Genomic DNA, 16,678 nt, shown 5'->3' on the forward strand with positions numbered 1-16,678 from the left:
TATAAATATCTAACAGTGTAAGATAAAGCAGTAATCTAACGATGGTAGACCAGCCATTCATCTTCGCTTATGATAAAGAAAGACAGTAACAGGAGGTCGTTTCGATGAGAATCAAAAATCTGCAAATCACTGAACAAGATATAATAAAAGCTTCTTGGGTGCTGTTGGATGATATCGGCATAGAGGCATTTAGTATGCGTAAATTAGCAGAACTACTAAAAATACAAGCCGCCTCTCTGTATTGGCATTTTAAGAGTAAACAGAGCATTTTCCAGACGCTTGCTAATGAGGTCGCCAAAGAAGCCCTCGAAACTGCGAATCTCGAAGGTACTTGGCAAGAACAGTTATTTAATTTTGTGGACCGAATTCGTGGGGTTTTACATAAGTATCCTTGCTCGGCTCAGCTGATGATGAGAACCTTGCCTTCTGAACCAAATTATCTATCTTTACTGAATACTTTGCTTCAGATCGTGGATCATCTTCCTTTAAACGATAGTGATAAATTCTCCTTGATAGCATGCGTGTTAAACTATGTAATCTCATTCGAATTGGACAAATATGAGCAGGATCGAATAGACTTAGCCATGAAAAATGAACCTAATGGAGATGCTAGAGTGGTTTTTAAACAATCGCTTGAGCACTTATCCGGGGATGGACCTAATGTTATAAAACGAATGTACGAAAACAATATTTTTAATGAAATTGGCTCCGATAAGATGTTCTATACAGGTCTAAAAATAATGGTGGGCGGAATTGAACAGTTAGCTAATGAGCGACAAGAACAACAAGAACAACAAGTGCGACGGTAGAACTTAGGGATTTTTCACGAAAATAAATCTTGCACATAAAAAGGGCATCCCAGCAGCCAATTTCGGCTTTTGGAATGCCCTTTTTTTAAAGAGCCCGAAATAAAAATTCTCCTGTGGACTGGATGTATCTATACATCACTCCACACGCCACTAATATCACCACACCAATCCCTAACATAACGAGATTACCATTTAGATCAGATAAAAGAAAACTCAAACCAAATGGAATCAGCAAGCTGATAAATCCTATAATCATCGCTACAAGGACCGAAGCACTTTGTTTAATTACAGAGACTTCATTGGTCCACTCCAGTTTAGGAAGCTTCAAGTTTACGATCACACCTACCATTGCGGTAAGACAAGCGTATAGGACGGGGATTATTAGCAATAACAAGCTCTCCATCCAGCCAGTGCCCAGAGAAATCATAAGAAGCACACTACTAACAATCACAATCGGCACAGTAATGGTGAGATTCACTGCGATTTTACTTAATAATATAGTTTTTGTCGGAACGGGAGCGCTTTTTAAAATCCAAATATGGTTACCTTCAAGCGAAATCGAACTCGAGGTCGTACAGCTTAATGCTACAAAGAAGGAAACAAATAGTGGCGCCAATCTGCTTAGATAATTAGAGAGTTCTGGTATCTCAATAATCTTTCCTAATTGCTCTGAGCTAACAAACAGTAAGGTGATCGCCATGACAAGTAGCATTACCATACCAATACTTGTATTTAGCACATATATAGAAGAACTGAAATAGCGGCGCAGCTCTTTTTTATACAATGTGTAAAGCGGTGAAGAGACTGCAAGTGACCTCATTTGATACTTATTCTTTGAGTAAGAAGTCGTAAGACCTGTGTGTATTGCTTTATATTTACTGCCAAGAATAAGGGTAAACAGCATAAAAGAAAGTAATGAAATTCCTATAAATAATAGTAATGGAGCTACCTGATACGAGCAGACAGCATCTACATACATGACCGTCAAAGGATATAAGTTAAAGATTTGATCGGCAATTTGTGTGCTCATATCCGCAATTAACTGCGGGTCATTCCCATTCATTTGGCCTGAACCCAAAATAATAACAATGATTACGGCAAAAGTCAGAATGAGACTTATTAAACGACTTCCTTTAAACCGTGAGGAAATCCAACTAATCAATGCCCCAATAATCGTTGCAGCAATGATCGGCACTAATGGGATAAATAGCAGCGTTATCATGAAAAATAAATAATACACTACTGCCGGATTTACCTTTATAGCATAAACTACACCTGCTGGCACCATCACCATCAATGAGAACAGTATATTCAGCACGTAGAGCTGAACTACACGGCTTGCTACGATATGGCTCGTTTTGATAGGCAGCGACATTACGAGATCGTAATCTTTGGAGCCAAATAATACCCCACTCGCCTTATAGATCGTTGTAAAAAATCCAATCAAGCAAGTAACAGCCATCATAATCGCAAGCAGCAGCTCTGGCCGGCCTATCTGTTCAAGGGTCTCTGCTATCATGAAGCTATATCCAAACGAAACCACTGCCATCATGACTATCCCTATTAAGATACCGATGCTCAGCAAAAGCATTTTTCGTCTTTCTTTCATATCTCGTGTATGCAAAGCTTTATTTAACCCAAAGGATGAGATCAGCTGAATTTTCGTCAATCTCCAGATATTAATCATGTTTTATCAACTCCAAAAACACATCTTCAAGGCTGCTGTCACCCTTCACCTCTTCTATTTTCCCATGAGTGATCAATTCACCCGCTTTGATAATGGCGATCTTATTGCAGAGCTTCTCGGCCACGTCCAGTACATGCGTCGAAAAAAAGATTGCACTGCCCTGGCTGCAAATATCCGCCATAATTCTCTTGAGCGTGTGTGCCGCTTTTGGATCAAGTCCTACAAAGGGTTCATCCAGAACTAGCAGCTTCGGTTTATGAATAAGCGCAGAGATAATCGCGAGTTTCTGTTTCATACCATGAGAATACGCGGAGATCAAATCCCCCAGATTAGAGGTAATCTCAAATTCATCGCTATATTTCTTTATCAGTAACTCCCGATCCGCTTTCGATACGCTAAAAAGATCACCAATAAAATTCAAGTACTGAATGCCCGTCAGATGATCGTATAAATCCGGATTATCTGGAATATACGCAGTAATCGCTTTGCAGGCTAAGGGATCTTTTTTAATGGAGTACCCACCAATCTCGATATCCCCCTCCTCAAAATCTAAAACTCCGACCACTGCTCGGATAGTCGTTGTTTTCCCTGCACCGTTATGACCGATAAAGCCGTAGATATCACCTTTTTCGACCACCAAATTCAGATCATTTACCGCCTTCTTGCCACCCTTATAGCTTTTGGTAAAATGTTTGATTGTCAACATCTTGCCACTCCCCTTCCAATCTCATAACACTCTCAATATGCCATATTTACTGTAGCTTCGTCGTCTTCAATATACGTTTCTTATAATACGTTTAGCCCGTCCAGATAGTTCATTCGTTTGCAAATATTTTATTTTGAGATTTTCACCTCTAACGGGTGGGATAAAATTACGATTAAGTGCAACACGGTCCGTAAGGGCAAACAAACTACTTTGGGGACGTTGAGATAACTACTTGGGTGACAATGAGATAGCTAACTTTGGAACGCTAAGCGAACTACTTTCTAATCATTCTACTCCAGATCAGAAGCAATCTACCTTTGGTGGTGGCTGCCATTGCTACGTATCGGACCGAGGCGCCCTTATTTCGCAAAATCATGCCTTTTTCCACTCCGTTCGGACTCAGATGCAGCTATTGTGCCATATCCGCTCCTTTTTCCTGCAATTTCAGCTAGATAAGTGCTATGCAGTCCGTTACTTTGGGAAAAGGCACCAAAAACACCATTTAGCTGCAATACGGTCCGCAAGGGTAAACAAATTACTTTGGTAATGATGAGATAGCTACTTAGGAACACTAAGCAGACTGACGATGAGCTAACTAAATTGGAACGCTAAGCAAACTACTTTCTAATCATTCTACTCCGGATCAGAAGCAATCTACCTTTGGTGGTGGCTGCCATTGCTACGTATCGGACCGAGGCGCCCTTATTTCGTAAAATCACGCACTTTTCCACTCCGTTCGGACTCAGATGCAGCTATTGTGCCATATCCGCTCCTTTTTGCTGCAAATTCAGCCGAATAAGTGCTATGCAGTCCGTTACTTTGAAAAAAGGCGTCAAAAACACCATTTAGCTGCAATACGGTCCGCAAGGCTAAACAAACTACTTTGGAACGGTAAACAAATTACTTTAGTGACGATGAGCTAACTACTTTGGAACGCTAAGCGAACTACTTTCTAATCATTCTACTCCGGATCAGAAGTAATCTACCTTTGGTGGTGGCTGCCATTGCTACGTATCGGACCGAGGCAAAATCACGCACTTTTCCACTCCGTTCGGACTCAGATGCAGCTATTGTGCCATATCCACTCCTTTTTCCTGCAAATTCAGCCGAATAAGTGCTATGCAGTCCGTTACTTTGAAAAAAGGCGTCAAAAACACCATTTAGCTGCAATACGGTCCGTAACGGTAAACAAATCACTTTGGAATGATAAGCAAATTACTTTGGTGACGATGAGCCAACTACTTTGGAACACTGAGCAAACTACTTTCTAAGCATTCTACTCCGGATCAGAAGCAATCTACCTTTGGTAGTGGCTGCCATTGCTACGTATCGGACCGAGGCGCCCTTATTTCGCAAATTCATGCCTTTTTACACATCGTTCGGACTCAGATGCAGCTATTGTGCCATATCTGCTCCTTTTTGCTGCAAAATCAGGCGAATAAGTGCTATGCAGTCCGTTACTTTGAAAAAAGGCACCAAAAACACCATTTAGCTGCAATACGGTCCGTAAGGGGAAACAAACTATTTTGGAACGGTAAGCAAATTACTTTGGTGACGATGTGATAGCTACTTTGGAACGTTAAGCAAACTACTTTGGGGACGGTGAGCTAACTACATTGGAACACTGAGCAAACGACTTTGGGGACGGTGAGCTAACTACATTGGAACACTGAGCAAACGACTTTGGTGACGGCGGGCGGCTACACCCAAACCAAACAAAACTAACTCAACCAAAAAAAGCATTCACCCCCAATTTAGGGATTGAATGCTCTTTTTCTTAATGCAAAGTCTAAGCTGATGCGAACTGACTGTTATATAATCTGGCGTAATATCCACCGCTGGCTAGGAGTTGGTCATGCGTGCCACTTTCGACAATGTCTCCGTCCTTCATGAAAAGAATGAGATCCGATTCTCGAATCGTTGACAAACGGTGAGCAATTACAAAGCTGGTCCGACCAGCGATCATTTTTAGAAAAGCCTTCTGAATCCGTACCTCAGTCAGCGTATCAATACTGCTGGTGGCTTCATCCAAAATGAGCATAGGCGGATCTACGAGCATCACTCGTGCTATGGTAAGCAGCTGCTTTTGTCCTTGCGACAAATTATCTCCTGAGCCACTGATCTTTGTATCATATCCCTCAGGCAGGCGTTTAATGAAGCTATGAGCATTTGCAGCTTTAGCAGCAGCGATGACCTCTTCTTCGGTAGCCTCAGGTTTGCCGTAGGCAATGTTTTCTCTAATTGTGCCGCCAAACAGCCAGGTGTCCTGCAACACCATCCCGAAATTACGCCGCAGACTGTCACGGGTAATCGTCTTGATATCCACGCCGTCAATCTTGATGGAACCCTTATCCACATCATAAAAACGCATAAGCAGATTAACCAGTGTGGTCTTCCCCGCTCCCGTCTGCCCTACAATTGCAACCCGGGTACCTGGTTTCACTTCCAGACTGAAATCATTAATCAGAGGACGTTCAGGATTATAAGCAAAGGATACTTTTTCAAAGGTAATCGTCCCTTGGCTTGTATTCATAATTTTGGCGTCTGTTGCATCCGCTGGTTCAGGCGAGAGGTCTAGAATGGCGAAGATCCGCTGCGCTGATGCCGTTGCCGATTGAAGCTGCGTAATCACACCTGTAATTTCATTAAACGGCTTAGCGAACAAGTTGGAGAAGATCAAAAAGCTGGACAAATCCCCTACCGTCACAAGCCCGCGAATCACCATAACACTACCGATCATCGCGATAACAGAGAAGGTAATATTATTTACTAACCGTGTTGTCGGATTGGACAAGGAACCGTAAAATTGTGATTTCACACCAGTCTGGTACAAAGTCTCGTTTCGTTCTTCAAACTGAGTCAGTGCACGGTCTTCATAATGATAAGCTGTGACCACTTTTTGTCCGCCAATCATTTCCTCCACGTATCCGTTGAGACCGCCCAGAATTTTAGCCTGCTCCTTAAACATCTTCTGGGAGCGCATCGTAATGAATCTTGCCACAAAAAATGTAACGGGTGCTGACAGAAGAACAACTAGGGTCATTAAAGGACTAATGTACAACATAAGTACAATTGCCCCCACGATAGTGATGATCCCCGTGAGCAGTGTTGAGAAGCCTTGCAGCAGTCCATCAGAGACCGCATCCATGTCATTAACAAACCGGCTGATGCTGTCCCCTTGCGGGTGGTTATCGTGAAATTTTAACGGCAAAACATTTAATTTATCAAAAAGCTCCCGCCGTAAGTCATATACAGTCCGATAGGCAATTCGATTAGTCAGGTAGGTAAGAAGCCATCCGAAAAAGCTGCCGACAATATACACCCCTGCCAGAATCAAAAGCAGTCTAAGTACGGCGTCAAAATCAACCTCTCCCGGCCCGATCATAAAATCGATGGCGCTGCCGATGAGCAGCGGGCCAATTAGACTGGCAATCACACTGAGTATTGCGCAGATTACTGCACCTATAGCTATTTTTTTATAATGCCCTGTGTATACAATAAGTCTTTTCCAAATGTTATTTTTGTTCATTGGCCCGACTCCTCACTTGATAGCTGGGACAGGCAGATTTCTTTATACTCTTCACAACCACGCATCAGCTCCTCATGGGTTCCGACACCGGCGATCCGCCCTTCCTCAAATACCATTATTTTATCCGCTTGCCTTACAGTGCTTACCCTCTGCGAGACAAGGAGTACGGTCATTTCCTGGCTGCTCTCTTTGAGAGCCTTTCGAAGTGCCGCATCTGTGGAGAAATCCAGCGCACTGGAGGAGTCATCCAAAATAAGAATCGATGGCTTTCCTACTACTGCACGAGCTATGGTTAAGCGCTGCTTTTGTCCACCGGATAAATTTAATCCCCCACGAGATACTTGCGTATTCAACCCTTCGGGTAATTTACGTATAAACTCCTCCGCTTGAGCAATAGAGGCTGCCTGCATGATTTCTTCCTCAGTTGCATCTTCCTTGCCCCAACGTATATTCTCAGCGATCGTTCCTGTAAACAGCACAGCTTTCTGCGGTACAATCCCGATCTTCTCACGAAGCTGATGCAGCTTATAATCTCGGACATTCACACCATCCACTTTTACTTCACCTTGCACCGCATCATAAAAACGAGGGATCAAATTCACAAAAGTAGACTTACCTGAACCCGTACTGCCAATCAGGCCCACGGTCTCTCCGCGATTAATTACTAGAGATATATCCTCTAATGCCGATTCACCTGTCGTATTATACCCAAAGGATACGTGATCGAATTGTATAGCAGGGGCAGCATGGTCAGGTTCAGCAATCACAGCATTTCCTTCCTCAGACACGGAGACCTTAACACCCAGCACTTCATTTACACGATTAGCTGAGGATGAGGCTTTGGTAAAAATAATGACCAAGTTGGAGACCACTATCAGCGCCAGCAAGATTTGAGTGATGTAATTGATGAAGGCAATGATCTCCCCTTGAGACAATCGGCCCCCATCGATATGAATTCCGCCTACCCACAAAATAGCAATGATCGCCGCATTTACTACAAGTGTAGTCATCGGCCCAAGCAAAGCAGATATCCGTGAAACCCGGATCGCTGTAGTAGTCAAATCATCGGATGAAGCATCAAAACGTTCTTTTTCTGTACGTCTTTTGGCAAAAGCACGAATCACTCGAATCCCCGATAAATTCTCACTCAGTACGAGCGCAAGGGCATCCAGCTTCTGCTGGTATTTTCGGTACAAAGGAGCACTACGGGTGATAATAAAATATAAAATAATGCCAAAAATCGGTGTTGCCGCAATTAGAATCAGCGATAATCTAAAATCCAAAATCATGGACATTAGGATAGCCCCGATACAGATAAACGGTGCACGAATAACTAGACGAATTAGCATAGCCACAGCAATTTGCAGCTGGTTTACGTCATTGGTAATCCGATTAATCAGTGTAGGTGTACCTAAGGTATCCAGCTCAGCATACGACAAAGAGGTGATATGTCTAAACATCTTATTGCGTAGTGTCGTACCGAATCCCTGTGAAGCCCGGGCTGCATAGTATTGGCATACCATGGAGCAGCCGAAGCCAAGCAGTGACATCAGCACCATTAGACCACCCATGCGGTAAACATAGGCGCTGTCATGATTGCCAACCCCGTTGTTGATGATCAATGCGACAATGGTAGGCAAAATCAGCTCCAGAATCGCTTCCATCAGTTTGAAGATCGGTCCAATGATCGCTTCTTTTTTGTACGGCTTTAAATATAATGCAATTTTGAACAAATTCATCCACACCCAACATAAGAAGTATTTAACCACTTGAAATATGTATAAGAACAGTTATGATTATGGCATATCTACTCACATATTAATAATATTGGATTCGTATCGCTCCCATACGATTAGCATATCTCAAGTTCGGAGGATTTTTATATGGATATTAGACAACTTAAATATTTTATGGCGATAGCTGAGGAAGGACAGATTACATCTGCAGCCAAAAAACTGCAAATGGCCCAGCCTCCGCTGAGCCAGCAGCTAAAGCTCCTAGAGGAAGAACTCGGTGTAAAGCTAGTGGAACGAGGTCCACGCAGCGTGCAGCTCACTGAAGCTGGAGCCATATTGCGGGACCGTGCCCAACAAATCCTGGAGCTGGCAGATTCCACTGCCCGTGAGCTCACTGATTTTGTCAAAGGTTTAAAAGGAACCCTAGCCATTGGTACAGTTTCCTCCTCTGGAGCTACGTTGCTTCAAGATCGGCTATGTGAGTTCCACAAAACGTATAAAGGTGTGAAGTTTGAGATTCATGAAGGAAATACCTTTAGAATCATTGACCTCCTGAATAAAGGTATTGTCGAAGTCGGGATTGTTAGGACACCCTTTAATGGTACAAATTTAGAATGTCTTTACACACAAGCTGAACCTATGATTGCCGTAATGACACCTGAGTATGACTGGAAAACGGATGAAACCTTTATTGAGATCGGTGAGCTAAAGGATAAGCCGCTTATTATCTACCGCCGTTTTGAGCAGCTTATCCGGGAAACATGTCTTGAGAACGGCTTTGATCCGCTGATTTTCTGTATGAATGATGATGCTAGAACAACACTGCTCTGGGCAAACGCTGGTCTTGGCATTGGAATCATCCCCAAATCCGCTTTCGAATTAACGAGTAACCGTAATTTGGTCTATAAAGAAATCAGTAGTGAATCACTACGCACGCGGGTCGCCGCCGTCTGGATTAAGGATAAATACTTATCATCATTGGCTTCCAAGTTTATTGAAAGCTTCAGGAATGGATAAATACCAGCTCTATTTATTCACTTGCTGTTGATCTAGCCTATCCTCTTCTTCTTTAATACGGCTAATATCAATTCGTTCAAACAATAATTGTAAATCAGTAACCTGTTGGTAAGGGGGCACCGAGCAAGGCTGCCAATTCGGTAGTTCTAACGACAGGAACCCCCTGATCTTGTCACAAGAGAACGGTAGAAACGGATGCAACAAATTCGCTAAGTTCGCAATAATCTGCACACATGTGTATATTGCAGAATCACAAGAAACCTGATCCTCTTTTATCTGTATCCATGGTTTTTGCAGATCGAAATACTGGTTTGCCTTGCGCACATAAGAAAAAATAAACTCCAGCGCATCTTTTAGATTCCCAGCCTCAATAAGCCGTCCTGATTCCAGATACAAGAGGTCAATATTGTCCTTCCACCCCTTATCTAATTGCCCATTTGGCACTTTCCCTTCATAAAACTTATCTATAAAAGCCAATGAACGGTTCACAAAGTTACCAAATGCTCCAAGCAGCTCTCCATTATGGCTATAAATAAACTCTCTCCAGGAAAAATCCGTGTCCCGCTTCTCAGGTCCATTGGCAATTAAGAAATAACGAATAGAATCTGGCTGATACCGCTCTAAAATATCAGGTACCCAGACCGCCCAATTTCGGCTAGTGGAGAATTTCTGCCCTTCAAGGGTTAAATATTCGCTAGATATAATCCTGTCCGGTAAATGCAGACCTCCTGCTCCTAATAACACAGCCGGCCATATTAAAGTGTGAAATGGAATATTGTCTTTACCATGCACATAATAAGCGGTAATCGCCCCTTTTTCCTCTAACCAAAAATCCTCCCAGTTTCCTCCGGACTGTGCAGCCCACTGCTTACTGGCTGATAAATAACCACTTACCGCCTCAATCCAAACATAAATTTTTTTATCTTCAAATCCAGCCACAGGAACATCTACACCCCAAGACAAGTCTCTTGTTACCGCGCGGTCCTGCAGCTCTTCTTGTAAATAACGTTTGGTCAGTTTTATAGCGTTTTCTCTCCAAAATTGTGCTTCCTCTACATATTCCGTTAATTCAGACTGAAAATTAGATAAGCTAAGATAATAATGTTCTGTCGGCCTTTCTGTTGGTGTATTCCCACATAATTTGCAGACTCTGTCTAACAAATCGGCAGGATCTAGAATCGTAGAACAATAATCACATTGATCCCCTCGCGCCCGCTCACCACATACCGGACAAGTCCCTTCCACATATCTGTCTGGCAAAAAGCGCTGATCCACCTCGCAGTAACATTGAGCAATGGTTTTTTTATATAAATGACCATTCTCTAGCAGCTTTGTAAACAACGCTTGCACAACCTTATGATGCTGCTGTTGATCCGTTCGAGTATATAGATCATAACTAAATCCCAGCTGTTCAAAACACTTCAGAAACTCTTCATGATATCTGCTTGCAAAAGCTCCCGGCGTAATCCCTTCATTCGCAGCCTGAACTGCTACGGGTGTGCCATGGCAATCACTGCCTGATACATATAATACGTTATCCCCTTTGGAGCGAAAATATCGTGCCAGCACATCCCCAGGCAACACACTTGATAATCTCCCCAGATGTAAAGATCCATTCGCATACGGCCAAGCGCCACCTATAAACACATTACTCATTAACCTTCTCCTCCTTTTTTTAGACAACAAAAAACTCCCATCCACAAAGGACGAGAGTTCTACTCACGTGTTACCACCTAATTTTATAAATGCCTCATGACATTTACCTCTTCAGGTACGACGTTAATTAACGTTTATACCCTAGCACTGTAACGGATGCAGGTTCCGGCGCAGCCTACAACCCATAAGGTTTCGATGCGCAGCTCTGAGACCATATTCCCAAGGGTTTTCTTTACTCCTTTTCAGCGACCGGAGCTCTCTGTTGAAAGAATTGCCGTGGTACTCTTTCTCTTCTTTGCTTTTACATATTCAAGTTAGAGAAAATAATACTCAATTTGTTGTTTATTGTCAATGTGAAACATCAAGCTCTCTGTAACTTTTCCAGTTAATCTCCGTCTTTTATATAAATACGTTACAAGGAGGTCCCTCAGTGAAAAAAGTAAATTTGCTTACACTCTCTGTTCTTTTACTAGCAGGAGTATGGGGTTGTTCCGATAATAAAGTTAATTCTGTTCCCAAAAGTGAACCCTATACTTCCAAAGAAGCCATCAGTAGAGGGGATATTGTTTCTTTTGAAAAAGTGTACAACCTCGATAAATTCGAGAAATTTATAACTAATCTCTCCAGCAAAAAAGCAGACAATATACGCGTTACAAGTTACACAGATGAAGGCGATCCCATATTTAAGGATTTAAAATTTGACGGTAACGTGATTAATTACAGCTATGATACTTCTAATGATGCATTTGGTGGAAGCAACACAGGAGTCAGAACCGATACCTGCTCCGAAGTGACGAGTAAAAAAAGCACACAAGGTGAAATTATCTATTCGATCAGCGGTTGCACAAATAATGACTCTGAAATTGATTACTACCTTTTTCGCACAACAAAATGAAATACTGAAATAAAAAAGACCACCCAATCATAATACAATTGGATGGTCTCTGTACTTCATATTATTTCATGATTTTGCAAATATCATTGGTGAACTGAACAGGATCACTAACCTGTAGACCTTCGATCAACAGGGCTTGGTTGTACAGCAGGTTCGTGTATAAACCGAGCTTTTCTTTGTCGTTCTCTGCTGCCGCCTTCAAGGACTGGAACACTTCGTGATGGATGTTGATTTCGAGTACCTTATCCGCTTGCACCTCTTGGCCATTCGGCATCGATTTCAGGATTTTTTCCATCTCGATTGTCAGTTCACCTTCAGCAGAGAGACATACCGGATGAGTCTTTAAACGTTTGGAAGCTTTGACATTTTTCACTTTGCCGGACAGGATGTCCTTCATCGCTTCAAAAAGCTCCTTGTTTTCGTTCTCTTCCGCTTCCGTTGGCTTGTCCGCTTCGTCGGCTTCGATCCCCAGATCTCCGCTGGATACGGATTTAAATTCTTTTTCCTTATAAGACTGAATCATCTTGATCGCAAATTCATCAATATCATCAGTGAAGTAGAGAATTTCATACCCTTTATCCGATACAAGCTCGGTTTGCGGGAGCTTCTCGATTCTGTCGATCGACTCTCCGGAAGCATAGTAGATATATTTCTGATCTTCTGGCATTCTTGAGACGTATTCGTCCAGCGTAACCAGCTTCTTCTCCTTAGAGGAGTAGAACATCAACAAATCTTGAAGGGTGTCTTTGTGCATCCCATAATCGTTATAGACACCAAACTTAAGCTGTCTGCCAAAAGCATTATAGAACTGCTCATATTTCTCTCTTTCATCCTTCAGCAGGCTTTGCAGTTGGCTTTTCACTTTATTCTTAATGTTCTTAGCGATCAGAGTCAGCTGACGGTCATGCTGGAGCATCTCTCTGGAAATGTTCAAGGAAAGATCCTCTGAGTCCACCATACCTTTTACAAAGCTGAAGTAATCAGGCAGCAGATCCGCACATTTGTTCATGATCAGCACACCGTTGGAATAGAGCTCAAGACCTTTTTCATATTCCTTTGTGTAATAGTCAAACGGCGTATTTTCTGGAATGAACAGGATTGCATTGTACACTACAGCACCATCAGCACTGATATGAATATGTTTAAGCGGCTTATCGAAGCCGTAACGTTTCTCTGCATAGAAGTTATCATAGTCTTCTGTAGTCAGCTCGCTTTTGTTCTTGCGCCAGATAGGCACCATGCTGTTTACGGTTTGTTCTTGAATAACTTCTTCGAACTCGTTCTCCGTGCCTTCTTTTGGCTTTTGCTCCTTCACGTCCATTTTAATTGGGAAACGAATGAAGTCGGAGTATTTTTTAATGATGGATTTCAGGCGGTATTCTTCCAAATATTCATCATATTGATCTTCTTCCGTATTCTCTTTAATCTTCAAAATCACATCAGTGCCGACAGAATCCTTCTCGACAGTCTCGATGGTATAGCCGTCAGCGCCCTTAGACTCCCATTTAAAGGCCTCGTCACTGCCTAATGCCTTACTGATCACTATAACGTCATCAGCCACCATAAACGCAGCGTAGAAGCCCACCCCAAACTGTCCGATGATGTTGTGGCCATCTTTAGCTTCGTTCTCTTTCTTAAAAGCAAGAGATCCACTCTTCGCGATTGTACCTAAGTTATTCTCCAGCTCCTCTTGTGTCATCCCGATACCTGTATCGGAAATCGTCAAGGTTCTGTTCGCCTTATCGGCGGTCACTTTAATATAATAATCCTCTTTATTGAAGACCAGGCCTTCATCAGCTAATGCTTTGTAATAGATCTTATCAATCGCATCACTTGCATTGGAAATCAGCTCACGCAGGAATATTTCCCGTTGTGTATAAATGGAGTTAATCATCATTTCCAGCAATCTTTTCGATTCGGCTTTAAACTCTTTTTTGGCCATGAATAAATAAATCTCCTTTCAAAATAACCTTCTTATCCAGCACATCGTGATTAGCACTCTTCTTAGATGAGTGCTAATTCTTCTTTTTATATAACATAAACTCATTTTCAATGTCAATATTTACAGCGACTTTCATTAAATAAAGCTGTATTTTGCATACAAATTTAGGATTTGATCGATAAATAACATTCAACTTGCACATAGGATGATTCTATGTTTTAAATAGATTAGATACAATAAATTACAAATAAAGGTCTAGCATCTTCTCTGGAGGGATTCAAATGCATGAACAAGTACAGTCCATTGTAAATTCTTCAGCAACAAGTCCCATTAAGAATTTGATTGGCAGTGTATTTATCCCCGTACACGATATTGAAAAAGCCCGTAACTGGTATTGCCAAGTCCTAGGACTCCAAGAAGCAGATCATTCGATTATAAACGGTCATTTATGTCCGTTAACTATGCAAGGAAGCACTGGGATCATTCTGGACACCATGCCCATGTGGGGAGGTTTAGAGCCTGAAGGGGCTCCTCCAATTACAACACCTGCTCTTATGCTTATAACCGATGATCTGCAAGCCTCTTTCAACTATATAAAGGAGCTCGGTGTAGATATAGTAACCGAAATTCAAGATCAAAAATGGTTTGTAGTAAAAGACCCTGATGGGAATAAACTAATGATTTGCAAACAGCATTTGGATTAAAAATTGCAGTGGTTGTGATTTCCACTTCTTAGGATGCATCAGAAGCTGCAGATCAAAGTGAATTTCGGGATGAACAAAGGACAGCTCAGCCAAGCTTCCCCGTTCAATTTCTTCCTCTGCCACGATTTTGGGTAACAAAGCAATTCCAAGACCATTCATTACACAACGTTTAATGGCCTCCAGATTCGAAAGCTCAAAACCTATGCGGAATATGATCCCGTGCTCTTTTAACAAATTCTCGAACAAGCTCCGGTAAATACAGCTTTCCTCCGAGACTATTAGCTCACAGTTATTCAGATCCTGTAGGGTTACCGTATCCATCTGGGCAAGCGGATGATGAATGGGAGCTATCAAAACAAGCGGCTCATCTCTGACGATCGTACGCTCAAGGATGGAATCCGCAGTGGTGCGATCCAACATTAAGCCTAGATCTACTTCGCCATCTTTTATTTTGGCAAGAAGATTAGCTTCCTGCATCGTTTGCAGATGAATATCCAGCTTCGGAAATTTAGTCCTTAGCTGCTGCAGGTAAGGAGGTAAATAAAAGGCCGCTAAAGAATCTATCGTCCCAATAGTTAGCGTACCTCCGATTTGCTGGGCGATGGTTTCTTTTGAACGATCATATAAATCCAAAATCTCCACGAACAGCTTCAATAACTCTTCTCCTGGCGGGGTAAGCCGCAGCTGACGGCCATGCCTCTCTATTAGAGGTACTCCATATTCCTTTTCTATCTTCTGTATCTGCATCGTCACACTTGATTGTGCATATCCCAATTCTTCAGCAGCTCGCGTAAAGCTCTGACGTTTAGCCACCTCGCGGAAGGTTCGTAAATAGGTTAAATCCATTACCTCACCCTAACATCAATATTTTTGATGATCCATATCATTTATTATAGCTAACGACGATGCTACTTTCCATGGTAAAGTGTATGTAGAGGAATTAAAATATTTTGGAGGCCGATAATTTATGCTTACAGAACAACAGATTTATGGAGTTTATGTCCCCGTGGTCACCCCGTTCAATGCTGCTGGTGAAGTTGATTTGGATTCGTATCAGCGTTATGTAAAGAACATTATTAACAACAGCATACAAGGTCTGGTCGTTAATGGAACCACCGGAGAATCGCCCACTGTAACCGTAAATGAAATGCAGCTTCTAGTAAACACTTCCCGTGAGCTTCTACAATCCACATCAATCCCCTTAGTAGTTGGTACAGGTACCAATGATACAGCCTCTACGGTTGCACGCACGGAAATTGCTGCAAACCTTGGTGCTGATTGTGCACTAGTAGTCGTACCTTATTATAGTCGTCCTTCACAAGAGGGTATCATTGCCCATTTCCGCAAAGCAGCAGAAGTAGGCATACCAATCATGGCTTATGATATTCCAAGTCGTACAGGTACGGCCATGACGGTAGATACTGCACGTACAATCCTAGAAATGAATAATGTTGTCGGTTTAAAAGACTGCTCAGGCAGTACAAAAATGGTTACAGAGTTAGTCCGTACAGGTGCTAAACCTGTGCTTGGCGGCGATGATTCCCTCTTTTATGAAATGCTTAGCTGCGGAGCAGCTGGGGGGATGCTCGCTACTGCCAACGTTTTCCCGGCAGAATGCCTTCGTATCTTTGAAGCCTTTACATCTGGTCAAGTGGACTTTGCTAAAGAAAGCTTTGAACAACTACTGCCGATCATCCGCCTATTATTCAAGGAATCGAATCCCGCTCCAATTAAATGGATGCTTAGCCAAAACGGCCTACTGTCCTCGGATACGCTTCGCCTCCCTATGACTTCCATCAGCGCAGGACTTCAGCAAGAACTGAGCCCCTATGTTCAGGAGAATACAATTGAAGCAACCGCATAAATGAAATAACAACAGCCGTTGTACAGTGAGGAACTGTTTAGCGGCTGTTTTTTGTTGTAAATTATCAGGAAATAAAACATAAAAAACCATCAGATTTACTCTGACGGTTTTTTTATTTTGCTATAGAAACGAT

The 16,678-nt window shown here is 42.3% G+C and carries 13 protein-coding genes and 1 other annotated feature; of the genes, 5 read left to right on the plus strand and 8 right to left on the minus strand.

The features are described from left to right. Positions 1–104 precede the first annotated feature (104 nt). Positions 105–809, plus strand: a complete 705-nt coding sequence (locus MHH50_RS18270) for a TetR/AcrR family transcriptional regulator C-terminal domain-containing protein (RefSeq protein ID WP_340033254.1) — start codon at positions 105–107, stop codon at positions 807–809. Positions 810–894: 85 nt separating this feature from the next. Here the strand turns inward: MHH50_RS18270 and MHH50_RS18275 are convergent, their stop codons facing one another. The 5 genes from MHH50_RS18275 to MHH50_RS18295 all read right to left on the minus strand — a co-directional run bounded on the left by MHH50_RS18275 (position 895) and on the right by MHH50_RS18295 (position 8,464). Continuing rightward, a complete protein-coding gene (locus tag MHH50_RS18275; protein ID WP_340033255.1) occupies positions 895–2,496 on the minus strand; it encodes a hypothetical protein in 1,602 nt (533 codons plus the stop codon). After that, positions 2,489–3,202, minus strand: a complete 714-nt coding sequence (locus MHH50_RS18280) for an ABC transporter ATP-binding protein (protein ID WP_076280089.1) — start codon at positions 3,200–3,202, stop codon at positions 2,489–2,491. The genes MHH50_RS18275 and MHH50_RS18280 overlap by 8 nt, the downstream gene beginning before the upstream one ends. 702 nt (positions 3,203–3,904) lie before the next feature. After that, positions 3,905–4,069 (minus strand): hypothetical protein, encoded by a 165-nt coding sequence (locus MHH50_RS18285; RefSeq protein WP_340033256.1) that lies wholly within the window; start codon positions 4,067–4,069, stop codon positions 3,905–3,907. A gap of 922 nt (positions 4,070–4,991) precedes the next feature. Further along, the gene (locus MHH50_RS18290) at positions 4,992–6,731 is read right to left on the minus strand and encodes an ABC transporter ATP-binding protein (RefSeq protein ID WP_076218623.1); all 1,740 of its coding nucleotides are present in this window, start codon (positions 6,729–6,731) and stop codon (positions 4,992–4,994) included. Beyond that, a complete protein-coding gene (locus MHH50_RS18295) occupies positions 6,728–8,464 on the minus strand; it encodes an ABC transporter ATP-binding protein (RefSeq protein WP_340033257.1) in 1,737 nt (578 codons plus the stop codon). The genes MHH50_RS18290 and MHH50_RS18295 overlap by 4 nt, the downstream gene beginning before the upstream one ends. Before the next feature lie 150 nt (positions 8,465–8,614). Between MHH50_RS18295 and MHH50_RS18300 the strand changes: the two genes are divergently transcribed. Further along, the gene (locus MHH50_RS18300; protein WP_076179895.1) at positions 8,615–9,484 is read left to right on the plus strand and encodes a LysR family transcriptional regulator; all 870 of its coding nucleotides are present in this window, start codon (positions 8,615–8,617) and stop codon (positions 9,482–9,484) included. Positions 9,485–9,493: 9 nt separating this feature from the next. Here MHH50_RS18300 and metG read toward each other — a convergent pair whose 3' ends face one another. Further along, complete coding sequence (metG, locus tag MHH50_RS18305) at positions 9,494–11,140, minus strand: methionine--tRNA ligase (RefSeq protein ID WP_076304466.1); 1,647 nt, start codon at positions 11,138–11,140, stop codon at positions 9,494–9,496. Positions 11,141–11,183: 43 nt separating this feature from the next. Further along, positions 11,184–11,445: a binding site (T-box leader), on the minus strand. Positions 11,446–11,570: 125 nt separating this feature from the next. On the opposite strand from metG, the gene MHH50_RS18310 reads away from it, so the two are divergent. After that, complete coding sequence (locus MHH50_RS18310; protein ID WP_076301612.1) at positions 11,571–12,035, plus strand: DUF4362 domain-containing protein; 465 nt, start codon at positions 11,571–11,573, stop codon at positions 12,033–12,035. Positions 12,036–12,096: 61 nt separating this feature from the next. On the opposite strand, the gene htpG is transcribed toward MHH50_RS18310, so the two are convergent. Then, positions 12,097–13,977: a molecular chaperone HtpG gene (gene htpG, locus MHH50_RS18315; protein WP_076127889.1), complete on the minus strand. Its 1,881-nt coding sequence runs from the start codon at positions 13,975–13,977 to the stop codon at positions 12,097–12,099. Between the two features lie 281 nt (positions 13,978–14,258). On the opposite strand from htpG, the gene MHH50_RS18320 reads away from it, so the two are divergent. Beyond that, a complete protein-coding gene (locus tag MHH50_RS18320; RefSeq protein ID WP_076279622.1) occupies positions 14,259–14,681 on the plus strand; it encodes a VOC family protein in 423 nt (140 codons plus the stop codon). On the opposite strand, the gene MHH50_RS18325 is transcribed toward MHH50_RS18320, so the two are convergent. After that, entirely contained in the window at positions 14,652–15,527 is an 876-nt protein-coding gene (locus MHH50_RS18325; protein ID WP_076127886.1) for a LysR family transcriptional regulator, read from the minus strand. The two genes, MHH50_RS18320 and MHH50_RS18325, sit on opposite strands and share 30 nt — an antisense overlap. A gap of 121 nt (positions 15,528–15,648) precedes the next feature. Between MHH50_RS18325 and dapA the strand changes: the two genes are divergently transcribed. Beyond that, positions 15,649–16,545 (plus strand): 4-hydroxy-tetrahydrodipicolinate synthase, encoded by an 897-nt coding sequence (gene dapA / locus MHH50_RS18330; RefSeq protein ID WP_076127884.1) that lies wholly within the window; start codon positions 15,649–15,651, stop codon positions 16,543–16,545. The last annotated feature ends 133 nt before the right edge of the window (positions 16,546–16,678 follow it).

It is taken from the genome of Paenibacillus sp. FSL H3-0302, from assembly GCF_037982245.1.
Classification (GTDB): domain Bacteria; phylum Bacillota; class Bacilli; order Paenibacillales; family Paenibacillaceae; genus Paenibacillus_AQ; species Paenibacillus_AQ odorifer.